Origin of the sequence: Sulfurimonas sp. HSL3-7 (assembly GCF_039645985.1) — a bacterium.
In the GTDB taxonomy this organism is placed as follows: Bacteria; Campylobacterota; Campylobacteria; order Campylobacterales; family Sulfurimonadaceae; genus Sulfonitrofixus; species Sulfonitrofixus jiaomeiensis.
The window spans coordinates 1555522-1582318 of sequence record NZ_CP147919.1; the positions used below are offsets into that span (position 1 = coordinate 1555522).

Here is a 26797-nt window from a genome sequence, read left to right on the forward strand (position 1 = left end):
CTTTATCTTTTTATTCGTATTTTATCCAAAATCGGCACGTTCATAACCAGGGGGTCTTGTTTTTCAAGGATAATATGACTTTTTTTTAAGTCGCTATTAACCCCATTAACAATAAAATGCCCATAAACACAAAGTAACACTATCACTTAATAACAAAGGTTCACAATGCGAATATCGATTATCAAGATTTTTGCCATGCTAAAATCTTTTTTTTTGGTACTGCTCTTTTTAGCGATTCTTCTTACCGCCGCTATCCTGAGTGAATACTCTTCTTTCTATAAATTAGAAAACCTGCAAAAAGAAAAAGAGCTGGCAACGACGATCTATACCCTGGGGCGAGACGACCTTGACCTTTCTATTATTCAGTATCGCGGGCAAAGCAGCATGCTTAAACATGAGCAGGCGTCGCTTCTAGACCTTTATGCGTACGATTTCATCGGTCAGTTTGTGCAAAGCGGGAACTATCACAATGAAGTCGCCAAACTCGACAATGCAGTTAAAAACTTCAACAAAAGCGCAGAACAATGGTACACCCAAGAACTTCTGTCTGACGAGGAGCTTCAGGTACGTCAATCAGATCTGACACGAAAACATGACCTCCTCATAGCGCAGATCAACTCGATCATATCGCAGAATATGTTGTATGAAAAGAAACGATTTTACATACAGCAAGCGCTTATTCTTGCCCTTCTCGGTTTAATCCTCTATATCTTTTTCTCGATGTTTCGTCGTCTGACGCAAGCTCAAGGTGACATTAATGCACTTTTTACGCTCGAGAACGTTGAAGAGAAAAAATTTCAGAGCATCGAAGCCGATGCAATTGCCAAACGTATCAGCCGGAACACCAAACCTTCCACCACCCAGAATCCTGCTTACCTTGATGCCGTGACCGGGATAAACAACCACAAGGGTCTGATACATGAATTTTCAGAGAAAAAATCTCAAAAAATCGGTAATTACACGGCTATCTGTATTTTTGCCATTGACAGGTTAAATGAAATCGAACTGCAATACTCGCAAGATTTTCTGGAAGCTGTTTTGAAAAAAGTGGGTTTTATGCTCTCGCTATATCGCCAGCATAATGACGTAATCGGCCGTTTGGACCACAACCAGTTTGCCATCATACTCTCCCGCCAGAGCAAAGCAGCTGCGTTTGGCGACTGTGAGCTCATACGAAAAAGCGTGGAAGATACACCGTTCAAAACCTCTGACGGTCAAAATCTTGCCATCACGCTAAGCGGCGGATTTGTTCAAAAGCTTTCAACACAGAGCCTTGAAGAAGTAATCACCAAAGCAAACAAAGTACTCGGCATGTCTATTCAGCATGGCGGCAACCGTATCGCGCAGCTGCGTGACAAAAGCACTTCGTTAAAGTAGCGCTCAGCCGTATGAGTACGGCTGTTATTGCTACATTTTTTCCCACTCCGCCTAAACTTCCCGCAAAAAAGTGTAACTTTACGTCACTATTTTTCTCTTTAACCATAGAAAAGAATTTGAAACGCTATAATCGATTTTTATTATGTACACTCTATTGAAGGACGGTTAATGAGTATTACCATTCATACCTATGATGCAGTAATTGTCGGGGCCGGTTTAGCCGGTAACGCGGCTGCCCGCGAACTACAAAAAGCTGGCAAAAAAGTTGCAGTCATTACTAAACTCCACCCGCTTCGCTCGCACTCAGGTGCTGCGCAAGGCGGTGTCAATGCTGCTTTCAGCGATGAAGACAGTGTTGAGCTGCATGAATTTGACACGGTCAAAGGTGCTGACTACCTGGCAGACCAGGATGCAGTTGAGTTCATGTGTAAGAACGCACCGGAGACGATCCGCTGGGCAGAGCGTATGGGTGCCGTGTTCAGCCGCCAGGAAAACGGCATGATCGCACAGCGTCCTTTCGGCGGACAGTCATCGCCGCGCGCCTGTTACGCAAAAGACCGTACCGGTCTGACACTGCTGCAGACGATGTATGAGCAGGCGTACCGCGAGGGCGTTGAGTTCTGGGATGAGTACTACGCAGCCGATATCCTTTATGAAGACGGCAAAGCGTACGGTGTTGTCGCTTTCAATATCCGCAATATGGAAAAAGTGATCTTCAATGCCAAATCGGTCATGTTCGCCACAGGCGGTTACGCCCGTTCATTCAAGATCAATTCAAATGCCCACGCCAATACCGGTGACGGCCTCTCTATCGTTGCACGTCACGGCCTTCCTTTGGAAGATATGGAGTTTGTACAGTTTCACCCGTCGGGCCTTTCGGGCAACGGTGTTCTCATCTCTGAAGCGGCTCGCGGAGAAGGCGGTCGTCTTTTCAACTCAGAGGGCGAACGTTTTATGGAGAAATATGCGCCTAACGCGATGGAGCTTGCTTCACGCGATGTCGTTGCGCGTGCGATCATCCAGGAGATCCGTGAAGGCCGTGGTGTCGGTCCGCGTAAAGATGCGGTCTATATCGATCTTACCCACCTTGGTGCCGATCTTATTATGGAACGTCTGCCGGAACTTCGCGATCTTGCGATCACCTTCCTTGGACTTGACATGATCAAAGAGCCGATCCTTATCTCTGCGACAGCGCACTACTCGATGGGCGGTATTCCTTGCGACATCGACGGTCATGTCCGCAAAAACAATACCGAGTTCGTAGAAGGTTTCTACGCTGCCGGTGAATGTTCGTGTGTAAGTGTACACGGTGCGAACCGTCTCGGTGCCAACTCGGTACTCGAAGCGATGCTTTTCGGCCGTTTCGTCGGTAAGTCTATGGTCAAAGACCTTGACGGTATCGAGCTTAAAGTGGCGACGGAAGCAGATGCCGCGCGTATGAACGCCGAGATCGAATGGGTTCTTAACAACAACGGTACAGAGACTGTTCCGGGTCTTCGTGAAGAGCTTCAACAGAGCATGACGGACAATGCCGGTGTTTTCCGTACGGAAGAGACGTTGACAGAACAGGTCAAGATTCTCAAGGAACTGCGTAAGCGCTACAAAAACATCCGTATTGACGACAAGTCCAAGATCTACAACACGGAGCTTCAGGAAGCGATCGAATTCGGCCACATGCTTGACTACTCTCTCTTTATCGTAGAGAGTGCATTGGCACGTAAAGAGAGCCGCGGTGCCCACTACCGTGAAGACTTCACTACACGTGATGACGAAAATTTCCTTAAACACACCATGGCCTACATGGACGAAGAAGGCAATATCACACTTGACTACATGGATGTCGTACTCGGCAAACATGAACTTAAAGCAAGATCATACTAAGGAGACGACGTGAATAACAACTCTATTACAACCAAAGATGTCACGTTCAAAGTCTTTCGTTTCAATTCCGAGACGGATTATCTTCCGACGTACAAAGAGTACAAGATGGAGGTCACCTCTGAAGAGGTCGTTCTTGACATCCTGAACCGCATCAAGTGGGATTTCGACGGCTCGTTCTCATACCGTCGCAGCTGCCGTCACGGTATCTGCGGGGCATGTGCGATGAAAGTCAACGGTAAAGCAACACTGGCCTGTAAAGTCAACATGCACGAGATGGTCGAGCTTTTCGGCAATGAGATCACGCTTGAGCCTTCAAGCATCAAACGTTCGGTCAAAGACTTCATCATCGACAAGTCCGACTTCTGGGAAAAACATGCGCAGGCAAAACCTTACCTCGAAGCCGAGATCGACGAAACACCGACCATGGAGAACCTCGTATCTATCGAAGACAACGACAAGATCGAAGATGCCGATCTCTGTATTCAGTGTGGTGCCTGCCACTACTCATGCCCAGCGGTAGAGATCAACGAACAGTTTATGGGGCCGGCTGCCTTTGTCGCCGCCTACCGTTTCGGTATCGACACGCGTGACGATGCACAGGGTGAACGCCTCGATACAGTCGACACACCTGCACAGGGTGTCTGGGACTGTGTCAAATGTTACGAATGTGCAGACGCCTGTCCGAAAGAGATCAACCCGATCGACAAGATCACCAAACTGCACAATATGGTCTTTGAAAGCGGCAAAGTACGCAAGAACGTCGCATCGCGCCATGCCGTCGGTTTTGCCCACTCTATCAAGAAACACGGTCTTCTTGACGAAGGTGAACTCGTACGTTACTCAGAAGGCAACATCGGCGTCCTGAAACATGTTCCGGTCGCCCTGCAGATGTTCAAAAAAGGGAAGATCGTCCTTCCTTGGAACATGCCGAAATCGGATAACCTTGATGAGATCCAGAAACTCATCAAATCATCTTCAACAACGAAATTCTAGGAGCTGGTATGTCTAAATTAAAATATGCCCTATTTACCGGTTGTACTGCCAAAGAGTCGACACCTGAACAGATGATGTCGACCCTGGCCGTTGCCGACAAACTCGGTATCGAACTTGTCGAACTTACAGAAGCCTCTTGCTGCGGTGCTTCCCACCTTCAAGACTATGATGATTTCCTTTCATTGGTTTTGAATGCCCGTAACATCGCCTATGCTGAAAAGCACGGTCTTACGATGGTGACCATCTGTAACACCTGTCAGCTTAACACGGCGATGACAAAACACCGTCTTGACAACAACGCCGAGCTTAAAGCGCGTGTCAACGAGAAACTCGGCGAAGTCGGTCTTGAGTACAAAGGGACGTCACAGATCACCCACTTCCTCTACGCGATCATCGATGACTTCGGTCTTGACAAGATCAAAGAGATGGTCGTAAAGCCGCTGAGCCAGTTCAACATCGCACCGTTCTACGGCTGTCACAATATCCGCCCTTCTGAACTTCAGAACGAGACGCACAAGACACCTGAGAGCTCTTACAGACCGACCTCTCTTGATGACCTTATCATCGCTTGCGGCGGCACTAATGTTGATTATGAAGAGAAGAACAAGTGCTGTGGCTTCCATGCAGAGCTTCAGTCACCTAAAACAGCAGCAACCCTGACAGGGAATGCACTTGCCGGTGCAATGGACCAAAATGCAGACTGGATGGTCACGCCTTGTCCGCTTTGTCATCTCAAACTTGACACACAGTACCACCACGCTTCCGTAGCGATCGGCCGCGACGTCAAAATGCCGGTACTGCACATGCAGCAGATGGTTGGTCTTGCTCTCGGCTGTACGCCGGCAGAGCTTGGTCTGCAACACCACGTCTCCAACGTAGATTTCGTATAATCTGCGTTTTGTATCACTTCGGTGATACACCCCTTTCATCCCCTCAGCTTTTTACATTTCCAACTACCCTTTTCTGTCAAAAAAAAGACTAGTATGATTTGCCGCATTGTGCAGCATCACCATCGGTAAAAAGAAGGTCTGAAGAAGGTTCCCAGCGGGGATCAGCTTTTTTGTAGAATAGCTTCAAAGGCATCGGGATGCAGTGTATCGCCGACGTAGACCACCGCTTCTGCCGCCCCGGCATTGAGTACCAGCTCGCGGTAGGCCTCTGCCTCATTCTCGCTGACATAGCTTTTCTCAGGGTGGATGATGACCCGCGGGGCGGCGAGTTTGTGTCCGGAGGGGGCGCTTTTTCGTATAAGCGCACTGAGCACTTTTGACGCCAGTAAAAAGCTGTCGGGGTCATGTTCCAAGGAATCAAACGGTGCCACGACCACCGAGGGGTCTTCGGGTTTCAGCTCTTGGATCTCCCTGCCGACCGCTGTAATAACGTCGGCAGCGCCCTTTTTTTTGATCGCGAGTATAGGCTCGTCCTCATAGCGTATCCCGCCTGGCAGATGGTGGAGGGTGACCTTTCCTCTTCGAAAACGGATATACACGATATGCTCTTCTTTCTGAAAAAGCCCTCTGATCAAACCAAACACCCTTGCCCCTCTTTTCTCAGCAGTGACCGTGCTGTTCGCATGCGTCAACGCTTTCAAAGGGGACCATTCCCCTTTTTACAGCCTGAAGCTGACAGGCCCGAAAAGCCGTTTCCAAATAACGGATCATACTTTGACTCGGTCCTCGAGTGCCCGTGCAAGCGAAAGCATGTCGATGTTCTCCAGACTCACGCCGGTCGGGACGCCCTGGGCGATGCGGGTAAAGAAGACATCGTAATCACTCAGCTTGTCTTCGATGTAGAGGATGACCGCGTCATTGGCGATGGAGGGGGTCAAAGCGAAGACCACCTCGGTGATGCCGCTCTCCACCATCTCCTGAAGGTGCGTTATTGTCAGATCTTCCATGGAGTCCAGGACAAAGTAGCGTCCGTCGAAGAGACCGTTCTCTTCAAGGGTCAATATATCCTTGGCATTTTCGACAACGCAGAGCAGCTCATGGTTCCGGCTCTCGTCCGAGCAGATGTAGCAGAGCTCGTCTTCACTCATACCGCCGCAGGAGCGGCACTTTTTAAGGCTGCCGAGCGCATCTTCGATGGCATGGGCGATCTTGAGCGCCGAGAAGTTGTCATTCATGACCATGTGGTAGGCCAGGCGGGTCGCCGATTTCTGTCCGATGGTCGGCAACTCTTCCAGGGCATCGACCAGTCGGTTAAATTTATCAAGTGTATTATTCATTACTGCTATTTTAGCGCAGTATGGATGAAGAGTCCATCTTTTCGCCATCATATTTCGGCACCAGCAGGTAGAGCCGGAGCGGCGACTTCAACTCGCCCGCCAAGAGCTCCGCCTCCCTGCCGAAACCGCAGAAGAGATCGGCCCGTACCGTCCCCTTAATGGCGCCGCCGGTATCTTGTGCGAAGACGATGCGCTGCATCAGCGGATCGGCCGCAGAGAGAAAGAGCGGATACCCCAGCGGAATCTTCGAACGGTCGACTGCAACGGATCGCATCGGCGTGAGCTCAATGCCCAGCGAACCCGTTGCCCCCTTACGGCGCTTCTCAAAGAAGACAAAGCTCGGGTTGCTCTCCAGCGTGGCCCGGGCCTCCTCCGGATGTGCCTCCAGCCATCGCCGTATGTTCTGCAGCGAGATCTTCTCCTGTGCTATCTCCCCGCTTGCCACCAGCGCCTTGCCGACGGAGCGGTAGGGGTGGCCGTTTGTACCGCCGTAACCGACATAAAGGGTCTCGTTGTTCTCCAGCAGGATCCTCCCCGACCCCTGTACCTGCAGAAAAAAGCGGTCGACGTCGCTCTCAAGATAGAAGAGCGGCCTCTCCCTGATGGCCCCGGCGTTGATCTGGCGGCGCGAATAGTAAGGCACTACCCTATTCCCTTCCAGACGCCCCTGCACCCTTTGGTTCTTCAGATCGGGATAGAGTGCGTCCAGCTTGACGTCAAGCAGGTCGGCAGGCCGGCTGTAGAGCGGGTAGCGGTAACGCCCGCTCCGCTGCAGCGAGCCTTTGAACTGCGGTTCGTAGTAGCCCGTCAGCAGCTGCTCTTCATCCTTGCCTCCATGCAGCAGGAAAGGACGGAAGTGTTCTTCGAAAAAGGCGCGCCCGTCCGCCGCTTCCTCTGCCTCTGAACAGAGCTTTTCAAGCCCCGGCACAGGCTTGACAGTGCGGCACTGCTGCCGGAAAAGTTGCAGCGCCTTACCGTGCGCCTCCTCCTGCCACCCTGCAAGATCGCCGAAGGTGACAAACGTCCCATTGACACGGCTCCACTTCTGCGGCGAGATACTCTGCAACCGTTCCGCACAGCCGCTTATCAGCATCACTGCAGCAGCAAAAAAGAGGCTTTTTATCAAAGAAGCTGACATCTCTCTCCTTCCGGCGATCGCCATTTACTGTTTCGACCTATCAGATGGTATAATTCCGAAAATATTTTACCAAATATCAGAAAGGCAACATATTGGAAGATCTAAGTTATTATGAAATTTTAGAAGTTTCACAAAATGCGGACAAATCAACGATTAAAAAAGCCTATCGAAAACTGGCAAAACAATACCACCCCGACCGCAATCCCGACGATGCGGAAGCCGAGGCAAAGTTCAAGTACTGCAACGAGGCGTACCAGGTTCTAAGCGACGACAACCAGCGCGCCATCTATGACCGTTACGGCAAAGAGGGGCTCCAGGGCGGTGCAGGCGGCGCAAGACATGGCGGCGGCTTCGGCGGCTTCGAAGACCTCGGCAGCATCTTCGAGGAGATGTTCGGCGGCGGTGCCGGCGGCGGACGCCGTTCGCGCGGACCGCAGGAGAAGTACCCGCTCGATATGGCGGTCGAGATCCGTCTGAGCTTCAAAGAGGCGATCTTCGGCTGCGAAAAAGAGGTCAAGTTTACCTATAAAAAAGCGTGCGAAAGCTGTAACGGGACCGGTGCGAAAGACGGCAACGTCAAGACCTGTAGCCAGTGCGGCGGCAAGGGCCAGGTCTATGTCCGCCAGGGCTTCATGACCTTCTCGCAGACCTGTCCGGTCTGTCACGGCGAAGGGACGATGCCGGGCGAGAAGTGCCCCGACTGTAACGGCAAAGGGTACGAAGAGATCAAAGAGACCGTCACCGTCAAGGTCCCGGCCGGCGTCGACACCGAGAACCGTCTTCGAGTCTCGGGCAAAGGGAACATCGGCCGAAGTGGCAGCCGCGGCGACCTCTACGTCACCTTCATCGTCGAAGAGGACAAGACCTTCATCCGTAACGGCAACGACGTCTATGTCGAAGTACCGGTCTTCTTCACCCAGGCGGTGATGGGCGAGACGATCAAGATACCGTCACTGACCGGCGAACTCGAGCTCAAGCTCGACATCGGCACGCGCGACAAGCAGCAGTTCACTTTCCGCGGCGAGGGTATCGAAGATGTCCACGGCCACGGCAAAGGCTCGCTGATCGCACAGGTCAGCCTCACCTACCCTAAAAAGCTGACGGACGACCAGTACGATCTCCTCGACCAGCTCCAGGAGAGCTTCGGCGTGGAGTCAAAACCGCACGAAAGCCTCTTCGAGTCCGCTTTCGACCGTGTCAAGGGCTGGTTCAAGTAACCGCTAAATCTTAGCACTTCCCTCTTCACAATGCTGACTAAGTCCTAAAACCGGACTTAGCAGCACATTTTCGTTCAAATAAGTCCATTTCCATTACTTAGTACACATTGTTCATACCTACAATTCCGCATTGATTCTACTTCAAATACCGCAACCAGCATTAAAATCATATTTTTTTACAATTTTTCATATGTTCTGCTAAGTCCTATTTTAAGCCTTAGTCGTATAAAATGTGCACCAATAAATAGTTGTACGTTTCCGCGCAGCGAAAACGTACAACGGCCGGGCTGAGCACTGAACGTGCCACCAACCAATTGTCGTTCTCCGCTACGCTACGAACAACAATTGGCAGGAGTCACACACCAAGCCACTATCCAGAAATCAGCAAGCTGATTTATGAAAAGTGACTTACTGGTGCTCAGCCCGGCCGTTAAGTTCACAAAATGAAAAAATACAGATTATTAGCAAAACTCTTTCTTGGATTAATTCTACTTGGGCTTCTATGTTTTCAGAGTGCTTTGTATTACGGAAAATCACGAAATACAAATGCAGAAGAATCAATGAAATTTTACGTAAAAGAATTAACAGCTTACAAAAAAAGGGAGGGACACTATCCAAGCAGCATTAAGGACATTGCCAATCCACATAAAATGGATAAGTTATTTTATCTGTTCCCAACAAGCGAAATAATATATAAGCCTTTGGGTGGTAAATACATTATATACTTCATAGAGTTCCCATTTGGACCGGGGCAAGTATATTCCAGTGCAACAGGAGAATGGACTTATGAAGAAATATAAAGCACTTAACAAATCAGTGGAGCCAATAAATTACCCTACGGGAAATTTATTGGCTCATTTTAAACGTTATGCAAAAGGAAATTAATGAAAAACATCATCTTAATAATAGTTTTTGTTTTGTTTTTTGAATCTCAATCTAAGTCAGAACTTTTGGGATTCAACTATGAATGTTTACATGTTGGAACCAATGGAATAACTCAAAAGTACAAAGAAGTTTATGAAGGTGAAACTGTTCATCTCTTTATTGGGAGTGAAGAAGGTAAAAATGTTGGAGAGAAAAAATATTTCTTTAATGGTTCTGAACTGAAATTAATCAATAAAAAGCCAAATGCTTATGAATATGATGCAAAAATGCATACTTCTGATCATAAGATTGCATATGTTACTAATTACTCATATGATAGTTTCCCGCAAGACTTTCGTATAAATATTGTAGAGGAAGGACTTTTATATGATTCTGTTGAATATTATAATTGTTCGAGGAAAAAAGAAATTGATTTAGACAATTTTTTTAAGCAACTAAAATCAAATACTCTTCCTTTTATTGGTAAAGCCACCTTTAACTTTTCGGGTGGGAATGGCACACAAGAATATATTGAAATCAAAGGAAATAGCGATATCGACTTAGGAAATTGTGGTGTATTTGGATGTAGCTCATATTACACTGGTAAATATGAATCGGTTATTGAAAATTACTCATTTATAGCTGATGCAGTGCTATGGGTAGATGAGACGGGTAAAATCAGAAATAAGTGTGATGAATGGGGAGTAGAGAGTGATAAAAATCTCCCATGCAAGCAAAAACTTTCTTTCAATTATAGAGTGGATACAAAAACGGGCGAAGTATATATTAATCAGGATATCTTTGATTCATACGCTTACCAAATTCTTGGGGATGAGTATGAGACTTCTTCCGAAGGAAAGATTTTATGGAAGACATCTGATCTCGTTCAAAAAAGAGACAACCATTCCCAAAAGATCTATTGTATAAAAAATAAAAATATTTGTACAAGCGAAAAAGAAATAGTAGACAGCTTCAAAAAAGAAAAAGGGCTATCAAACAAACTGGACTATAAGATCAAATAGCTCCTATAGAAAATTAAATGAATGGACAACTAACAACTCATCTCACATAAATAGATGCCAACCGGCATGTATTTATGAACTTAAACGTTAGGCCAATGAAGGAGTAATATATCTTGTCAAGATTTATATCACCTCCAATAAATCAATTTGAAAAACTGCGTCAACCACTTACTGATGGTGAACGAATTGTATTTAATCTTTTTAATGATCACTTACCAATTGAATGGGAAATCTATGTACAGCCCCATCTTAATGGGCTACGTCCTGACTTTGTTCTTTTACACCCAAAAGTAGGAATTGCTGTTTTTGAAGTAAAAGACTGGAATCTACAAGCAATGAAATACAGTGTTATTGAACGTATGGGCAAATCACCCGTACTAGTTGGCGAAAAGGATGGAAAGCAATTCTCATTACAGAGTGAAAACCCAATAGAAAAAATATATAGGTACAAACAGGAAATTCACGAATTGTACTGTCCTAGAATTGACGGTAAAGCTGGATTCGCTGCTATCACAGCCGGGGTCATATTTCCTTTTAGTTCAGAAAGTTCGATAAGAAATCTTTTTTCTATGAGTTTAAGTTACCGAGGAATGGATCAATGGCCACAATACAATCCATTAACAGGTGTAGATTCTGTCCAATCTGGAAATATAAAATCTATATTTCCTGAAAGTGTCAGAAAATACTCAAAATTCATGAACGATGATCTAGCAAAGGATTTGAGAAATTGGTTAGTTGAACCTGATTTTGCTACAACACAGAGACAGTCACTTGAGCTTGATCGAACACAACTATCATTTGTTAAATCAAGAACTGAATCAGGTTATCGTCGGATAAAGGGGCCTGCAGGGTCAGGAAAATCTCTCATATTAGCTTCAAGAGCTGCTGAGTTGCTCGGTGAAGGAAAAGAGGTACTTGTTGTAACATTTAATATTACACTACTTCATTATCTGATGGATGTTTCAGTTCGTTGGCCACAATCAGGTGGGAAGACACGTAAAGATATTACATGGCTCAATTTCCATTTCTGGTGCAAAAGAGTATGTCAGGAAAATGATTGTGAAGAAGAGTATAAAGCTCTTTGGTCAGACGATAAGAATGTAAATAAAGTTCTAAGCATTGATTTACCAAATCTTGTCACTTTAATTCTCGATGACCCTTATTGCGTCACAAAAAAATATGATGCAGTATTAGTTGATGAAGGCCAGGACTTCATGCCTGGTTGGTGGAATGTTTTGAGAAAGGTCTGCAAAGAAGATGGCGAAATGCTCCTTGTTGCAGATGCAACTCAGGACGTTTATGGTACTGCAAATTCATGGACAGATGAGGCAATGATCGGAGCGGGGTTTCCAGGTGGTAAATGGGCTGAACTTAAAATTAGTTATCGACTACCGACGCTGGCTCTTGAATATTGTCGAAAATTTGCAGAACAGTTTTTGCCAAAAGAAAGTGTAAATTTACCCATGCCACCACAAGATGAATTAGATCTTTTTCCTTGCACACTCAAATGGGTACATACAAAAATGGAATTTGCAGCTAAAGTATGTCAAGAAGAGTTGTTTTCACTAGCAATCAATGCAGAACCAGACCTCTTATCTATACCTGATTTAACATTTCTAGCTGACACCAATAAACGAGGTATCGCTGTAGTTTCCGAACTAGGAGCCAAGGGAGTTAAATCATGCCATACATTTTCTGAAGAGGCTAGTGAGTCAAGAAGAAAAAAAATGGGCTTTTATATGGGAGATGCGCGTATCAAGGCAACGACACTTCATAGTTTTAAAGGTTGGGAGTCAAGAGCCATTGTGATTTTTATTGGACAATCAGCAGACAAGAAATCATTGGCTCTTATTTATACTGGATTAACACGTTTGAAAAAACACACAGAGGGAAGTTACTTAACTATTGTTTCGTGTGCAGATGAATTAATGCCATATGGCAAAACATGGCCAAAGTATATTGAAAAGATGGCCTAACAAAGCAGAGGAGCCAATAAGTCACCTACGGCGACTTATTGCTCATTTCAAACGTTGTACGTTTCCGCGCAGCGAAAACGTACAACGGCCGGGCTGAGCACTGAACGTGCCACCAACCAATTGTCGTTCTCCGCTACGCTACGAACAACAATTGGCAGGAGTCACACACCAAGCCACTATCCAGAAATCAGCAAGCTGATTTATGAAAAGTGACTTACTGGTGCTCAGCCCGGCCGTTAGTTGACAAAATAAAAAGGAGTTGTTCTTGAAAATCTTATTCGTAGGCTTATTTATTATGATTACATCAGCTATAGGGAATCCATCATATGTTGCAAAGTGCCAATTGTTAAATATAACTGATCATTATACAGATGAAGTAAATACTAAGTATGCTAAAAACTCACAATATGATTTGACGCTTATATTTAATGATGGTAAAGGAACTGGTAATATGGATGATACTATAACTGTTGTTCCTAAAAAAGGTGAAAAACTAGAGGCTCATATTGTTAGCCCAAGGGGTTATGTAGATATATTTTTTCCAATAAAAAAACCTAATACTAAAGATCCCTTTACTTATGGACTTTTGCCAAATGGAGACCTTGTAATGATATCTCCATTAATAAAAATGAAGTATCAGTGCAAAAAACTAGATAAAAACTAATATAAATAAGGCAAATTATCACTCACGACAAACGTTATATTGCCTAGGAGAATGCATGAGTAAAACAACATCGGACGATCCTTTATTAGAGTGGAATCGCTTAAATATAGAAAATACCGAACAAGGCTTCACATCCGCTTTGTTTCATAGCCTTGCTGAAACTTCTCCGTTAGTTGATAAATTTTCAATTTGGCTACTCGCAGGCACCGGTGCAACTGGGGCTCTACTCATTACACAGATCAAATCTATACTGCCTTACTTGTCTGTTCATGGCTACAAAGCATGCTTAATTATACTAGTCATATCAGCGGTCACAGGCTTCATTGCGAAGTATTATTCACTCCGATGCAATATACAGAACAATGTGCAAGCGAAGCTTTCTGAGTTGTCGAAGCCGGTCTTTGACAAGCATAAAGAAGATAAAGATAAAATTCTAGAATATGCCAATCAAAGGGGTATTGAGATTCAAACAGAAATTAATTTTGAAAACGTAATCAATGAAATCTCAAAACCATTTCCATTTTGGGTAAAGTGGCTTATAGCTCGCAAGATCAATAAATCCTCTGGTGAGCGCCAAGCAGGTTTTCATATAGCTATCAAAGCCTATACATCACAGCTGCGTTGGACATTAATACAATCAGTTTTGTTTTTATTATTTATATCCACGGCGGCATGGTTTGCAAATGCAATATAACAAACCAAACGTTATGAATCAAAGGATAAAAAATAGACAAAGAAACTAAATCAATACTAGAATTAATTGAAGCAGCAGAACTTGATTATACAAACTTAACAATTGAATTGATTGATTTAGTAAATTTTGAGTATTTTAATTTTCAAATTACTCCAAAAGAATATTTAAAGTTTGCAAAAGAAGATTTAAAAGATAATAGTAACAGAGCATTAATCAATGCATTATCAAATGCAAAAAGATCTATAGATTGTTTAATTGAAAGTACCTTAAAAGGCTTATCAATTAATATTGAAAATAATATTTCTCCAGAAGCTTTAAATTTTTGTAATAAAGTTCTTAATGGAAAAGATAAAGGTATTATGCCTAATACATTAAAGTTATTCAATGCTCTCGGTTTAGCTCCATCAATTTTAATTACTGAAGTAAGGTTTCTCCGAAACGTTATTGAACATGAATATAAATTACCAAAAAGAGAAGATGTAATAAGAGCTATTGAGGTAGCTGATTTATTAATAAACAGTGTAGAGTCAAAAAAAATAAAAAGTTGTGAGCTACTAATTACTGATAAGAGTTATAATAAAGGAATATTATTTGACTTATCTTATGAGTCAAATAGATTTAATTTAAATTCAGTAGAAATGCCAGATGCCACACATCTTAGTAGAAAGTCTTCTTATAGTTTTCATGGAGATGAATTAATATATTACTATTTTCTTCGGGCAATGATAATTGCAGAACAAGATGAAGATGAGTTGTTTGAAGTTATTAAATTATTAATATCTGAGATAAAACCAACTCTTTCAATAAAACATATAAAGTGTAAAATGCATTGATTATAAAATAGAAAGCTTCATAACAAATACGAGGAACGCAATAATTTACCACGAGCGGAAAATTATCGCTCACGACAAACGTTGTACGTTTCCGCGCAGCGAAAACGTACAACGGCCGGGCTGAGCACTGAACGTGCCACCAACCAATTGTCGTTCTCCGCTACGCTACGAACAACAATTGGCAGGAGTCACACACCAAGCCACTATCCAGAAATCAGCAAGCTGATTTATGAAAAGTGACTTACTGGTGCTCAGCCCGGCCGTTAAGTTCATAAAGGGATTAAATGTCTTTGCAATACGATGGATGGTGTAGAAGAATTGATCTTAGTTTTAGATCTAGATATCCATATATAAATACAAGAATATTCAAATTAAATGATCATGAATTTCAAATTTTTGTAGCTGAGGACATCAAAGATTTTTCCGAATTGCAAAAGATATTCAACCATGAAATAAAGTTTGTAACTGCCCCTGTAAAACTCGTAAATCGTAAACCAAGTAATTATATTACGGAACTAAAATGTATAGAAGTCAAAGATATACCATCAAAGTTTGAAGGTTTACCTTTAACAATGAATCAAATCTATAACCATATTTTTTCTATACACCCAAAAATCAAAATAAGTGGAATCAACGAAGATCATCAAATTACACCCCAGGGGTTGAATCTCCACTTTTGATGACTTTGGAGATGAGCGATTTCGAAAGGTTTAGATAGCGTGCGATGTCTGCCTGGGTATATCCGTCCAGATAGGCATTGACAATCGCTGTGTTCCTTTCCTAATTGCTCTGAACTTCATAAAAATGTTCTTCAAAAGCTATGGAACAGCTTACCCTAAAGCCCTTGTCGGTTTTCTCTATTTTTTCCTTCTGCATTTTTTTGAGAACATTCATCTCTTCTTCTGATATCGGCACATCCAGCAGCTCTGTGAGTGTTTGCATGTCGAATTCTTTTATGAGGATCGATGCTTTGGAACAGGGATGATACGCTTTGGCATTTAGAAGAGATGCCGCCAAGGTAAAAGGGTATTCACCTACTCTTCCACATTTGCCCGCTTCAATAGGGTTATTCTCTATACAGCGTATAAGTGTATAGAGATACGCTTCGGATGTTATATATTTGGATTTATAGCGATCTTGCCAGAGGTGACCGCTTCGCTGATACCTTTTGTTGAAATACTGGGCATAGTTGGCATTGACTATCCGCATGCATGTCGAGAGATTCTCTTTTTGGGTTTCGACAAGCAGATGGTAGTGATTATCCATAAGGCAGTAGTCATGCAGCGTTACGTGATGTATTTGTGCCATTTTATTAAAGATCTTTAAAAACATCTCTTTGTCTGTCGGAGTATTAAAAACGTCGCAACGGTTTACCCCTCTGTTAATGATGTGATGGTAACCCGCTAGATCTATTCGTGGACGTGTAGGCATGCAATCTCCTGTCACAAATAAAATAGATTACAATAATTTTAAACTACTACAGGTAGACTATGCCGTATTGCCATAAAAAGTGGAGATTCAACCCCTGGGGTGTAATTCCAACCCCTGGGGTGTAATTCCGTTCTCACCCTCCGCGATGAAAACAGAAGAAAAAGTGCTTAAAAAATTTCAGATCACCATCTGTATCAGACTCTCTCCCCACATCTTCAATTGATATTCGGGCAGTGCACTTGTAAACCTGTTCAGCTCTTTGGACTGCTTGAAGGCGATCAGGGTGGGCAAGGTATTGACACCGTACTTCAAGGCAAGATCAGGGTACTCCAGCGTGTTGACTTTAATAAAACGTACTTCGAGCGCGAGTGAAGCGGCAGCGCTTTCATAGTCGGGTGCCATCTTCATGCAGGGGGCGCATAACGGCGAGTAAAAGTCCACCAAGACCGGAATATCATTTTCATTCAAATGCGTATAAAACATTTCCGGATCACAATCTACCGGTTTTGTTTCAAGCATTGATCGCGTACAGACCTGACAGGCGATATCGGCTTTTGACTCTTCGATTTTTATGGCATTGGTTGCTTCACAATGGGGACAGACTATCTTTAGAGTATCCATTTATACACCTCATGAACTATATTTAAATATATTCGAGTACGGACTGAAACAGTAATAATGACTCAAAAAAATATATATATTCATCAAATGCAATTTCAATTCTACTTCCGTACGTCAAGCACTATATTGTGCAGGTCAAAAGAGATATTCGGTTATTATTGATGCTTCCTCCTTCCCACTTGTCCATGAACGGTGGAAGCGAGAAGATGAACAGTACGACCTCCTCGGCCAACAGCAGTCGAACCTACGTCAACACTTCCTTTATCCCCTCTTTTAAAGGAGCAGACCTTCTATTTCACACAACATTCATCAAGAAAAACAAATTCTATTTTGCTATAGTAAATATGTAAATATAGCTATATATCTTGTATCACGATGTAAATAAAAGGAACTGTTATGAATGGACAGATAAAAAGATTTACTACATTACTGCCAGTAAGCCTTGTGCTTGTTTTCTTGCAGGCATGTAGTATCAAAATTCCGGTTGACTCACCCAAGCCGTCAGAAACAAGTTACCAGGATGCCAACAGCAGTGAAATGAAGGTGGAGTTTGAAAGTGATCTAAATGAAGACCATGAAGTCGCTGCAGGAGACAGAACAACGGTCTTTATTCTTGAGCATAATCATGAAAAAATAGATGCCGGTGACTTTATAAAATCCGGACTGCAAAATGAGATAGCCGCACGAAAGATTCCCCTCAAGTTTGTAAGCCCTGCCGACGATAAATTGACCTTGGACCATTTCGAGATCATCACACACAGGGCAACAGGATTTTCACCGCTGGTCACCGTATCAACATTGAAAGTAGAAATGAAGGTCGGTGACGAGACCAAAAGCTTTGTTTCCTTAATAAAAAGAGCGAAGACACCGGTCTGGAGTATGAACGAAGTCTTTGAGCCTTGCTATAATGAAGCGACTACCTTGTTGATCAAAGAGGTTGTTGCAAAGATCAACCAAGCGTATTTCGGCCATAAACTGAGTGATCAGTCTGTTGAAAGATTAAAACAGAGTATCGCGACAAAAGCACATGGCCGGTCAACCTATATGGATGTGTATGAACTGGGATTTTCCAACAACAAAAACAGCATAGACTATCTTAAAACACTCACGACCGACCCCGATGAGTACATTAGACTGGCAGCCATTTCCGGCATTGGGACACTGGGGGAGAAAACGCAGTTTTCATTTCTGGTCTCAATCAATAAGAATGCCACACTATGGCAAGATAGAGCGATGGCTTTAAAAAGTATCGGGGACCTGGGAACGAAGGAAGCGTATGATTACCTGGCACAAAGACAAGCATTCTGGACAGGAAAAACAAGTAATGAAGCTATTTGGAATTTAAAGATCATTAATCTGTACAGCCATTGATCGTACGGAGTTTTAGGCTCTAAATGACTCTCAAAGTTGTTTAAAGGCTAAACAGGTCTGCTCTCTGAATTCTACACCGTCTCTATATCGACGATCTCCACCCTGTCACACTCTTTCTTAAACAGCTTGCGGCTTCTGGCGTTCTCTTCGGCCAGGTCTAGGATATCGGCGAAGTCGTTTTTGCTCACTTCGAACTGGTAGAGCTCTTTCTCTGTGGCGAGGGTCAATAGTGCCTCTTTATCGTCGCTGTTGAGCACGAGGTTGCGTACCCCATTGGCGAACTCGCTTTTGATCGCCTTGGCCACTTTCTCGTTGTTTAAGAGCATCTCAACAGTGATCTCCAGGTTCGTGTCTTTTTGACAGAGGACTTTGTAGGTGATTATCATCTTTCCCTTCATTCTTAGCCTTTTTTAGGGGTACCCTTTTGGATTGCAATAGGGGTATTATACAGAAAGAGCCGAAAAGGGCCAAAAAAGCTAGCAGAATGAAAGGTAGTAGGAGGTTCCCTGCTTTCGCAGGGAGAGGTCTAGCAGTTCTTCGGGTCGAAGAGCTTGCGCTTGCGGTAGGCCAACGCGATGATGATGAAGACGATCGCGTAGGTCACCGGCACGAAATCCGGGATCGGCACCGGGTCGCCTTTGGCGTAGGAGTGCATCCCCGCGAGGTAGTAGTTGACGCCGAAATAGGTCATCAGCACCGACGTAAAGGAGAGCAGCGAGATGACTGAGTAGAGGTACGGCGTATAGAGCGTCTTGATAAAGCGCAGGTGGATCACCACCGCATAGACCAGGATCGTCACAAGCGCCCATGTCTCTTTAGGATCCCAGCCCCAGTAACGCCCCCACGACTCGTTCGCCCAGACGCCGCCGAGGAAGTTACCGACCGTCAGCATCGCCAGCCCGATCATCAGGCTCATCTCGTTGATGGCGTTAAGCTCTCTGATGGAGAGGGAGATCTGACGCTCGTTGCTGCTGTTCTTGAGGATGAAGAGCACAAGGGTGATGAAGCCAAGCAGTGCGCCCAGACCGAGGAAGCCGTAGCTCGCCGTGATCATCGAAACGTGGATACTCAGCCAGTAGGACTGAAGGACCGGCACAAGGTTGGTCACCTGCGGGTCCATCCAGTTCAGGTGGGCCACGAAGAGAATAAGCCCTGTCAGGATCGACGTCGCCGCCAGGGTGATCGGCGAGCGTTTCGAGAAGATGAACCCGGCCAGTACCGTTGCCCAGGCGATGTAGACCATCGACTCATACCCGTTCGACCACGGGGCGTGGCCCGAAATGTACCAGCGGATCGCCAGACCGATCGTATGGAAGATCAAAAAGAGCACAAGCAGCGCGAAACTTGCCTTCGTAAAGAAGGTCAATCCGAAACGCGGTTTGATGATCTTGACGAACGAGAGCACCAGCAGTGTGAAACCGACCAGAAAGTAGAGCGGCCAAAGGCGCTCAAAGATATTGGCATGGTTATGCCAGATTTCCAGAGCAACTTTCGAATTGTCGGGATAGACAGCGGCACCGACATCATGTTGATATTCACTGATCGCGACCAGAGCATTGTCCGCTTCGCCCCAGTGCCCTGTTGCCAGGCCCGTGTCGACCGCGGTAAAGTAGTTGACTGCCAGCTCGCGCACCTTATAGGCGTCGCCGCCCTGCATTCCCTGCAGAGCGCCCATGGTGTCGAGCCACTTGTTGTTCTCGTCGTTCGGTACAGGCCACATGCGCAGCAGTGCTCCCGAGAAGACCATATAGGCGACATTGACGCGTTCGTCGACCTGCAGGACCGCCTTGTCAAACTTGTCGCGTTTGCCCGGCGCTTTGCGGATCGCCTCGTTGACCGCTTCGGTCAGCTTGTAACCGGCCATCTCGTCAGGAAATTCGAAAAACTGCGAGAATGCCGCCAGTTTCTCTTTCTCGCCGAGTCCGAGCAGCTTGTTGACATCCTTATGCGAGGTACGGATCAGTTTGATCTCGCGCCACGCCTCCGGACGGGTCATCATACCGAGAATAATCTGATTCGGATTGAGCCCGAGGATCGAACCTTTGCGGTTCATCTTGTGCATGATCTCGGTGCTGAGGGTGTCGACCGGTTTCATACGCCCTGCACTGTCCTGGATAATCAGTCGGCCGAAGTTGGCGGCGTGCGTCTTGTCGAATTTCTTGATCTCGGTGACCAGCGGGTTCTCTTCGGCATGAAGAGTCGGCGTGTACATCAGACCCAGCATCAGGGCAACGGCGGCGGCAGCCTTCTGCGCTTCGCTTGCATCGCGTGCAAGCTTCATCAGTCTCGAAAAACGCCCTTTGGCAAAGAGCGATCCGAACATACCGATGGCAAGCATCAGGTAGCCGATGTAGGTCGGGAGGGTTCCCGGGTCGTTGTTAACGGAGAGTACGGTTCCTTTCTCATCCTGGTCGTACGACGACTGGAAGAAGCGGTAGCCGCGGTGGTCGAGGACATGGTTCATGTAGATGCGGAACGGCTCTTCGATCCCCTGCTCTTTATCGATCAGGACGACGTCACTGGCGTAGGATGCCGGCGAGTTTGAACCCGGGTAACGCTCAAGGTCGAAGTCGACCAGTTTCAGCGCGAACGGCAGCTTGATGTACTCGGCGCCGTAGGTCAGAGCCACCTCGAGCCCGTCAAACGAGAGGTTCAGCGGTTCGCCGACAACACCGTTCTGGCCGAAGACAACGCCTTCATGGCGCGCGTCACCGACACGCACTTCGAAACGGAGGGCGTCGCGGTTGCTGGCGCGCATCATCGGTCCCTTTTTCGATTCGGAGGAGACCAGCGTGCGCGATGCTTTAGGATAGAAATCTCTTATGACGAAGTTGCTTGTCCCTGCCGTAAAGAGGGTTCGTTTCGCCGCTTCGGCCCTGGTCGACGCTTTCAGCTCGCCCCGGCTCTGGTCATCCATCTTCAGATAGGCGAGGTCCATCGGGTTGTCCATAAAGAGTGTGCCGTCTTCGACATAGAAGGAGATGACAGGCTTGCTGAAACTCGCTTTTGAGCCGAAGTTCAAAATGACCGAGTTGCTCTCGAAGTAGTCGCCCTGCTCCAGCTGTACCGGTTGCCCCTGGCTGCCGTTTGTCACCATCATGTTGATAATAGGCTTGCCATTTGGGTCCTCCTTGATCGAGTAGGTCGCGTTGGGGATATACTCCAGAAGTTTGATCGCTACCGCTTTGCCGCTGTCAAGATCAACGGTCTCATCAAAACTGTTCTCCGTCATCTTGGAGAGTAAAAACGGCTGCTTGTATTGGCTTCTGTTCCCCTCTTTATCGGTAAAGACTGCTTTCAGATAGGTATCGGAAGAGGTCAGGAGGTTTGAGGCCTGCCCTTCACGGATATGCATCATCCCTTCAAAACCGAAAAAGCGCGTCACCGCGGCACCGGCCAGGATGACCAGAAACGAGACGTGAAAAAGCAGGATAAGGATCTTTTTCTGCTGTATCATCCTGAAACGGACGATATTGATCATCAGGTTGATCGCCAGAATGATCAGCAGCGCCTCGAACCACTGCGCTTTGTAGACGACAGCCTGGGCCGTTGGTGTACCGTAGTCGTTCTCGATAAAGGTGGCATAACCGACGCTGACCGCAAAGACCAGCATCAGTATAGCCATCGTCTTCATCGACCCGACTATTGCTATGATTTTTTTCATTATATTCCTTAGATGGGCATCTTTAGAGATCTTTCGGATAAGAGCTCTAAAAACACCCTGATAATTGGTTTGCACATTCTATATTTTTTTTGTTAACTCAAAGTAAAGAAACTCCCCAAAAAAGTGGTATTTCAGGGAGATCCTGACTGCGCGCCCTACTTGAGCTCACCCCAATGTCTGCCGAGGTTAAGCGATGTCTTCAAAGGGATATTGAGCGGCACGATCGACTCCATGATCGCTTTGAACTCCTTCGCAACGGCTTCGGCCTCTGCCGCATCGGCTTCAAAGATCAACTCATCGTGTATCTGCAGCAACATTTTTGCAGGAAGTCGTCTCTTTTTTATCACATCGGCGATCTTGTTCATGGAGAGTTTGATCAGGTCGGCAGCCGAGCCCTGGAATACGGTGTTGACCGATTCCCTTTCATAAGCCGCTCTTACCATCGGTACCGCTTTTGCATAGTCGAAATAGCGGCGGCGCCCCAGCAGTGTCTCAACGTACCCCTGCTCTTTAGAGAGTTCGACAATGGAGGCAAAATAGCTTTTGACCGTCGGAAAGCTCTCAAAGTACTTCTCGATAATGCTTTTTGCCTCTTTTGTCGTGATGCCGAGGGTGTCGGAGAGTTTTTTCTGCCCCATGCCGTAGAGCAGCCCGAAGTTAACCGTTTTAGCGATATTGCGCTTGGCCGGGGCATCCTCTTCGCCGAAGAGGACGATAGCGGTCTGCATGTGAATGTCTTTGTCCTCTTTAAAGGCGTTGACCAGAACGCTGTCCTGCGAGAAGTGGGCCAGCAGACGCAGCTCGATCTGCGAATAGTCGATGCCGATCAGCACCTTGCCTTCCGGCGCGACAAAGGCCTCGCGGATGCGTGCGCCGAGTTCCGAACGGGTCGGGATGTTCTGTAGGTTCGGGTTTTTGGAGCTCAAACGCCCCGTCGCGGTTCCCGTCTGAACAAACGAGGTGTGGATGCGCCCGTCTTCGCTCTGACGGTTCAGTTCCAGCAGCGGTTCGATGTAGGTCGAGTAGAGCTTGAACATCTCCCGGTACTGCAGGATAAGGCCGATAATCGGGTGCTCGTCAGCCAGGGCAGTCAGCACCTTCACGTCGGTACTCCGTTTTTTGCCCACCGGCAGCTGCAGTTTGTCGAAGAGAATATCGCCGAGCTGCTTCGGCGAGTTGATGTTGAACTCGCCGCCGGCGGCTTCGTAGATCGCCGCGGTCAGTTCGGAGAGTTTCTCTTTCGCCTCCTCTTTGAACTTTTCAAGACTTTTGGCATCGCTCATGATCCCGGCGCGTTCCATCTCAAGAAGCGTCGTGATAAACGGAAATTCAAGGCTGTGGGCGAGATCGATAAGATGTTCCGCACCCTGCAGCTTGAGTTTTTCGAGCAGAATGTTAAAAAGTCTGCGCGTAATAAGGGCATCTTCCGCCGCATACTTCGCCGCGTCTTCCAGCTCGACAGAAGCGAAGGTCTCCCCTTTCTTGACCGTGTCCTTGAAGGCGATCATCTCATGATCGAGCCACTCCTGGGCCAGATGGTCGAGCGAATGTTTGCTCTCGGGGTTCACCAGCCAGGAGAGCACAATGCTGTCACCGTAAATGTCGAGCGTCTCGACCCCGAGAAAATCCGCGACAAAATGGAGATCGAACTTGATATTGTGACCGACAACGCGTGAAGCGAAGATCTTGCGCAGCGCCTTCTGCGCCGTCTCTTTGCAGACCTGGTCGGGAACACCGAGGTAGAAGTGGGCGACCGGCACATAGTAGGCGACCTCGTCGTTCAGCGCGAAACTGAAGCCGACAAGGTGGTCTCTGGTGTGTTCCAGTCCCGTGGTCTCGGTGTCGAAGGCGACGATATCATCGCTTTTAAGGCCGCCGAGCAGTGCCATCAGCTCCTTTTCATCGGTGACAAGACGGGTGTCGAGATCCAGCTTTTTGGGTTTAGCCGCCGCCATCACCTCGTCGGCTGTTTTGGGCTTCGGCGAGACGGGAGGCGCTTCTGGATCGACCAGTTTTTTGGCATGCAGGGTGCGCAGGATCCCGTTCATCTCGTACTCGACCAGTTCGTCATAGATCGGAATAAAAGGGTTCTCTTCAGGCAGGGCGAACGGGGTAAAGTCGATCCCCTCCAAAATGTCCGTGCGAAGGGTGACGAGCTTTTGCGACATCCAGGCATCGGTCTCAAACTCGCGCAGCTTCTTTTGGATACCAGGCGGTTTAATCTCGTCGATGTGATCGTAGACGTTTTGCAGGGTGCCGTATTGGCTGAGAAGCTTTTGCGCCCCGACTTTTCCTATCCCCTTGACACCCGGCACGTTATCCGCGCTGTCACCGAGTATCGCCTGGTAGTCGGTGAACTGACAGGGATGAATGCCGTACTTCTGAAAACACTCGTCTTCGTTGATATCTTTACGCTTTATCGCATCGACAAGCACCACCTTCTCATCGTCGATAAGCTGATAGAGGTCTTTGTCGTGCGAGACCACCCGTACGGTGTAGCCTCTTTTCTTCGCCTCAATCGTCAGCGATGCAATGATATCGTCTGCCTCAAAGCCATCTTTTGCAATGGCGTGAAAGCCCATCTTCTCTATCCACTCGATCGCAATCGGAAGCTGCATCGAGAGCTCTTCGGGTGGTGCGGAACGGTTCGCTTTGTAGTTGGGATCGATTTCGTTGCGGAAGGTCGGCCCTTTCGAGTCGAGAGCAAAAACAAGATAATCGGTCGTATGCTCTTTTTCGATACGGTCGATGAAGTGGGTAAAACCGGTCAACAGCCCGGTCGGAAACCCTTTTTTGTTGGAGAGCGGCGGAAGCGCATAAAAACTTCTGAAAAAGAAGCCGAAAGTATCAATAATCGTTATGGTCTTAGACATAAAAAGCCTTGTAAAATAGTCGTTGTATTTTAACGAAGAAAGCTTATGGGCACCTCTAGAAACCCTAGTCCGCCTCAGAGGGGAGAAAGAGAGATGAGATGGTGCAGAACTTTTTTGAGTCATAGCCGTAGCTATGAGGATAGAAAATTCTACGATACGGCATTTAGTGCCGCCCTGCATTGCGCTTAATGTACAAGGTCGCTCTCTTTATCTCTCCCGTGGGCACTAGGGAGAAGCAGACACATTCTATATACGACTTAACTTTTAATAAGAGTACGTTTAGTACTCTATTAGGAGATATCCATAGCAATGGCCAGGGCTTGTGCGTTAGCCTGCCTCGGGTGCAAAGAGTTGCCTTGATTGTGTACTTCTCTAGCGCTGAGGATAACTGGGGTTTATAGAGATGCCCTTAACTCTCTCAACCAGGATCATTAATGCTCAATATCAGCAAGCTGCCGGTCGTGAACCCTGCTTAAAAGGAGCAGTCCGGCGACAGCCCCGACCACCGCAAACCACATATCCGACTGCGTGTCCCAAGTGTACCCCTGCAAGGCCAGGAAGGCTTCGGCATTGTCGCCTGTGGCCAGCGCCACCCACCACTCAATGATCTCATAGAAAGCACTGATGGCCAGACAGACACTTACGATGAAGAAAGTCCGCCAGGCAGCACCGTTTATCACCTGTTTTCGTATGAGGATCTCCCGTGCGACCAGCGCCGGAACAAACCCCTGCGCGATGTGGCCGAGTTTATCGTAGTTGTTGCGTGTAAAACCGAACACCTCTTTCAGGTCGTCAAACAGAGGGACTTCCGCATAGGTGTAGTGGCCGCCGACCATCAGGATGATGCAATGAAGCAGTATCAACAGGTAAAGCAGCGGAGTCAGCCTGAACGGTCTGTAGGTAAATGCCAATACAACCACCGCGATAACGGCGGGAAGAACCTCCAAAACCCAGGTAAGACGGTCTTTCGGCTCTATACCCGACCAGACAAAGACGGCAGTGAAAACAGTGATCCAAAGATATTTAATGGGTATTCCTTTCCTGGCTTCTCACATCTGCCACTCTGGCTATTGTAGGCCATCTTCCCTTAAAGCACTTTTTGCAACGTCCTTATCAAAAACCTCTGTCATCTGCTCTGATCAGCCAGCAACTTGTACACTTCCACAGGCATCACACCCAACTCGTCGGCAATGTTCTTTATCTTGCTGTCGGGGGTAACCTCATCAATCCCTTTTGCCTTTAAAAGTTCAATCGAGCGGTTGAGATCGATCTTTTTCATGTCGCTTAATTCCTGCAGGGTTTTTCGGCCCAGCCCGGAGGGGATATTCTCATCTTCGCCATGCGGCTTCTCTGTTCTGATCAGCTTGAAGATATCACTGGGGCTCATATGGTTGTTTTCGGCAATGGTCAGCAGTGATTCGTCTTCCTTAAAGACAATGTTGTTTTTTTGCAGGATCTCTTTTGCCTGGTCAAGGTCTATGTTCAGTTTCTGACATAACACTCGCAGTTTCGTCTCCTCTGCATGGCCGTAAGGCGGCTCACCGTACTGCTTGGCCCAGGACTCTTTGATCTTGTCCCCCATCTGAAGAAAGGCCTTCATCGGGTGGACCGGGTAGAGTGTACCGGCAACGAAAAAGAGGTTGATCAAAAGCGCGATCACAAACTCCCTTTTGGTAAAAGAGATCTTTCTGTTGGCATCTTTGAGGTAACTGATAATCGGCTTCCAGTTATAGTAGATATGCCAGGCACCGAAGAAAAGGAAAGTCAGCATCGAGGTCGTGTGAAGCTCTGCATACTGTGTCTTCGTCAATCCCCACAGATGCCAGTCACTCCAGTAGGCGACACGCCCGTGCGGCGTTAGAAAGAGCATGATGCCGGTGTAGCTCATGATCAGAAAGGAGAGCCCCAGGCTCAACGAGGTTATCTTTTTCATACTATACCGCCTGATCTG

General features: G+C 46.6%; 23 protein-coding genes. 13 read left to right on the forward strand and 10 right to left on the reverse strand.

Annotation, left to right across the window (positions count from 1 at the left end; genetic code table 11):
* The first annotated feature begins 165 nt into the window (after positions 1 to 165).
* From WCY20_RS07830 to WCY20_RS07845, 4 genes are all read left to right on the forward strand, one after another.
* Positions 166 to 1377 carry a diguanylate cyclase gene (locus WCY20_RS07830; RefSeq protein ID WP_345974116.1) on the forward strand — a complete coding sequence of 404 codons (1212 nt, stop codon included), beginning with the start codon at positions 166 to 168 and terminating at the stop codon, positions 1375 to 1377.
* A gap of 168 nt (positions 1378 to 1545) precedes the next feature.
* On the forward strand, positions 1546 to 3258 hold the full coding sequence (gene sdhA, locus WCY20_RS07835; RefSeq protein WP_345974118.1) for a succinate dehydrogenase flavoprotein subunit: 1713 nt from the start codon (positions 1546 to 1548) through the stop codon (positions 3256 to 3258).
* A gap of 9 nt (positions 3259 to 3267) precedes the next feature.
* Complete coding sequence (sdhB, locus tag WCY20_RS07840) at positions 3268 to 4251, forward strand: succinate dehydrogenase iron-sulfur subunit (protein ID WP_345974119.1); 984 nt, start codon at positions 3268 to 3270, stop codon at positions 4249 to 4251.
* An 8-nt stretch (positions 4252 to 4259) separates the two neighbouring features.
* The gene (locus tag WCY20_RS07845; protein ID WP_345974120.1) at positions 4260 to 5141 is read left to right on the forward strand and encodes a CoB--CoM heterodisulfide reductase iron-sulfur subunit B family protein; all 882 of its coding nucleotides are present in this window, start codon (positions 4260 to 4262) and stop codon (positions 5139 to 5141) included.
* 161 nt (positions 5142 to 5302) lie between these two features.
* Here WCY20_RS07845 and WCY20_RS07850 read toward each other — a convergent pair whose 3' ends face one another.
* The 3 genes from WCY20_RS07850 to WCY20_RS07860 form a co-directional block, all read right to left on the reverse strand.
* Entirely contained in the window at positions 5303 to 5785 is a 483-nt protein-coding gene (locus WCY20_RS07850; protein ID WP_345974121.1) for a hypothetical protein, read from the reverse strand.
* Positions 5786 to 5908: 123 nt separating this feature from the next.
* Positions 5909 to 6478, reverse strand: coding sequence for a recombination mediator RecR (recR, locus tag WCY20_RS07855; protein WP_345974123.1), 570 nt, complete (start codon positions 6476 to 6478; stop codon positions 5909 to 5911).
* 10 nt (positions 6479 to 6488) lie between these two features.
* Entirely contained in the window at positions 6489 to 7616 is a 1128-nt protein-coding gene (locus WCY20_RS07860; RefSeq protein ID WP_345974125.1) for an MltA domain-containing protein, read from the reverse strand.
* Between the two features lie 92 nt (positions 7617 to 7708).
* Here WCY20_RS07860 and dnaJ point away from each other — a divergent pair, with 92 nt between their 5' ends.
* The 8 genes from dnaJ to WCY20_RS07900 all read left to right on the forward strand — a co-directional run bounded on the left by dnaJ (position 7709) and on the right by WCY20_RS07900 (position 15566).
* Positions 7709 to 8833, forward strand: coding sequence for a molecular chaperone DnaJ (gene dnaJ / locus WCY20_RS07865; protein ID WP_345974127.1), 1125 nt, complete (start codon positions 7709 to 7711; stop codon positions 8831 to 8833).
* A 443-nt stretch (positions 8834 to 9276) separates the two neighbouring features.
* Positions 9277 to 9633 (forward strand): hypothetical protein, encoded by a 357-nt coding sequence (locus WCY20_RS07870; protein ID WP_345974129.1) that lies wholly within the window; start codon positions 9277 to 9279, stop codon positions 9631 to 9633.
* A gap of 84 nt (positions 9634 to 9717) precedes the next feature.
* On the forward strand, positions 9718 to 10719 hold the full coding sequence (locus WCY20_RS07875) for a hypothetical protein (RefSeq protein ID WP_345974130.1): 1002 nt from the start codon (positions 9718 to 9720) through the stop codon (positions 10717 to 10719).
* Between the two features lie 113 nt (positions 10720 to 10832).
* Positions 10833 to 12695: an NERD domain-containing protein/DEAD/DEAH box helicase gene (locus tag WCY20_RS07880; RefSeq protein ID WP_345974131.1), complete on the forward strand. Its 1863-nt coding sequence runs from the start codon at positions 10833 to 10835 to the stop codon at positions 12693 to 12695.
* Positions 12696 to 12960: 265 nt separating this feature from the next.
* Positions 12961 to 13359, forward strand: coding sequence for a hypothetical protein (locus tag WCY20_RS07885; RefSeq protein ID WP_345974133.1), 399 nt, complete (start codon positions 12961 to 12963; stop codon positions 13357 to 13359).
* Between the two features lie 55 nt (positions 13360 to 13414).
* A complete protein-coding gene (locus tag WCY20_RS07890; protein ID WP_345974135.1) occupies positions 13415 to 14053 on the forward strand; it encodes a hypothetical protein in 639 nt (212 codons plus the stop codon).
* Between the two features lie 107 nt (positions 14054 to 14160).
* The gene (locus tag WCY20_RS07895; RefSeq protein ID WP_345974137.1) at positions 14161 to 14886 is read left to right on the forward strand and encodes a hypothetical protein; all 726 of its coding nucleotides are present in this window, start codon (positions 14161 to 14163) and stop codon (positions 14884 to 14886) included.
* A 284-nt stretch (positions 14887 to 15170) separates the two neighbouring features.
* The gene (locus WCY20_RS07900) at positions 15171 to 15566 is read left to right on the forward strand and encodes a hypothetical protein (RefSeq protein WP_345974139.1); all 396 of its coding nucleotides are present in this window, start codon (positions 15171 to 15173) and stop codon (positions 15564 to 15566) included.
* Between the two features lie 100 nt (positions 15567 to 15666).
* Here the strand turns inward: WCY20_RS07900 and WCY20_RS07905 are convergent, their stop codons facing one another.
* Together WCY20_RS07905 and WCY20_RS07910 are read right to left on the reverse strand one after the other, a co-directional pair.
* Positions 15667 to 16317 (reverse strand): transposase, encoded by a 651-nt coding sequence (locus tag WCY20_RS07905; RefSeq protein WP_345974141.1) that lies wholly within the window; start codon positions 16315 to 16317, stop codon positions 15667 to 15669.
* A 177-nt stretch (positions 16318 to 16494) separates the two neighbouring features.
* Complete coding sequence (locus tag WCY20_RS07910; protein WP_345974142.1) at positions 16495 to 16938, reverse strand: thioredoxin domain-containing protein; 444 nt, start codon at positions 16936 to 16938, stop codon at positions 16495 to 16497.
* Positions 16939 to 17334: 396 nt separating this feature from the next.
* On the opposite strand from WCY20_RS07910, the gene WCY20_RS07915 reads away from it, so the two are divergent.
* On the forward strand, positions 17335 to 18309 hold the full coding sequence (locus tag WCY20_RS07915) for a HEAT repeat domain-containing protein (RefSeq protein ID WP_345974144.1): 975 nt from the start codon (positions 17335 to 17337) through the stop codon (positions 18307 to 18309).
* A 71-nt stretch (positions 18310 to 18380) separates the two neighbouring features.
* On the opposite strand, the gene WCY20_RS07920 is transcribed toward WCY20_RS07915, so the two are convergent.
* The 5 genes from WCY20_RS07920 to WCY20_RS07940 all read right to left on the reverse strand — a co-directional run bounded on the left by WCY20_RS07920 (position 18381) and on the right by WCY20_RS07940 (position 26779).
* Positions 18381 to 18707, reverse strand: coding sequence for a hypothetical protein (locus WCY20_RS07920; protein ID WP_345974146.1), 327 nt, complete (start codon positions 18705 to 18707; stop codon positions 18381 to 18383).
* Between the two features lie 128 nt (positions 18708 to 18835).
* Complete coding sequence (gene ccsA / locus WCY20_RS07925) at positions 18836 to 21973, reverse strand: cytochrome c biogenesis protein CcsA (protein WP_345974148.1); 3138 nt, start codon at positions 21971 to 21973, stop codon at positions 18836 to 18838.
* Positions 21974 to 22128: 155 nt separating this feature from the next.
* The gene (gene polA / locus WCY20_RS07930) at positions 22129 to 24846 is read right to left on the reverse strand and encodes a DNA polymerase I (protein WP_345974150.1); all 2718 of its coding nucleotides are present in this window, start codon (positions 24844 to 24846) and stop codon (positions 22129 to 22131) included.
* 431 nt (positions 24847 to 25277) lie between these two features.
* On the reverse strand, positions 25278 to 25793 hold the full coding sequence (locus WCY20_RS07935) for a DUF2238 domain-containing protein (protein WP_345974152.1): 516 nt from the start codon (positions 25791 to 25793) through the stop codon (positions 25278 to 25280).
* Positions 25794 to 25972: 179 nt separating this feature from the next.
* Complete coding sequence (locus tag WCY20_RS07940) at positions 25973 to 26779, reverse strand: DUF4405 domain-containing protein (protein ID WP_345974153.1); 807 nt, start codon at positions 26777 to 26779, stop codon at positions 25973 to 25975.
* Positions 26780 to 26797 lie beyond the last annotated feature (18 nt).

Bases quoted from the DNA above. Each gene is read 5' to 3' on its own strand.
- WCY20_RS07830 (WP_345974116.1), top strand. From the start codon at position 166: ATGCGAATATCGATTATCAAGATTTTTGCCATGCTAAAATCTTTTTTT.
- sdhA (WP_345974118.1), top strand. From the start codon at position 1,546: ATGAGTATTACCATTCATACCTATGATGCAGTAATTGTCGGGGCCGGT.
- WCY20_RS07845 (WP_345974120.1), top strand. From the start codon at position 4,260: ATGTCTAAATTAAAATATGCCCTATTTACCGGTTGTACTGCCAAAGAG.
- recR (WP_345974123.1), bottom strand. From the start codon at position 6,478: ATGAATAATACACTTGATAAATTTAACCGACTGGTCGATGCCCTGGAA.
- WCY20_RS07860 (WP_345974125.1), bottom strand. From the start codon at position 7,616: ATGTCAGCTTCTTTGATAAAAAGCCTCTTTTTTGCTGCTGCAGTGATG.
- WCY20_RS07870 (WP_345974129.1), top strand. From the start codon at position 9,277: ATGAAAAAATACAGATTATTAGCAAAACTCTTTCTTGGATTAATTCTA.
- WCY20_RS07875 (WP_345974130.1), top strand. From the start codon at position 9,718: ATGAAAAACATCATCTTAATAATAGTTTTTGTTTTGTTTTTTGAATCT.
- WCY20_RS07890 (WP_345974135.1), top strand. From the start codon at position 13,415: ATGAGTAAAACAACATCGGACGATCCTTTATTAGAGTGGAATCGCTTA.
- WCY20_RS07900 (WP_345974139.1), top strand. From the start codon at position 15,171: ATGTCTTTGCAATACGATGGATGGTGTAGAAGAATTGATCTTAGTTTT.
- WCY20_RS07905 (WP_345974141.1), bottom strand. From the start codon at position 16,317: ATGCCTACACGTCCACGAATAGATCTAGCGGGTTACCATCACATCATT.
- WCY20_RS07910 (WP_345974142.1), bottom strand. From the start codon at position 16,938: ATGGATACTCTAAAGATAGTCTGTCCCCATTGTGAAGCAACCAATGCC.
- WCY20_RS07915 (WP_345974144.1), top strand. From the start codon at position 17,335: ATGAATGGACAGATAAAAAGATTTACTACATTACTGCCAGTAAGCCTT.
- WCY20_RS07920 (WP_345974146.1), bottom strand. From the start codon at position 18,707: ATGAAGGGAAAGATGATAATCACCTACAAAGTCCTCTGTCAAAAAGAC.
- ccsA (WP_345974148.1), bottom strand. From the start codon at position 21,973: ATGAAAAAAATCATAGCAATAGTCGGGTCGATGAAGACGATGGCTATA.
- polA (WP_345974150.1), bottom strand. From the start codon at position 24,846: ATGTCTAAGACCATAACGATTATTGATACTTTCGGCTTCTTTTTCAGA.
- WCY20_RS07940 (WP_345974153.1), bottom strand. From the start codon at position 26,779: ATGAAAAAGATAACCTCGTTGAGCCTGGGGCTCTCCTTTCTGATCATG.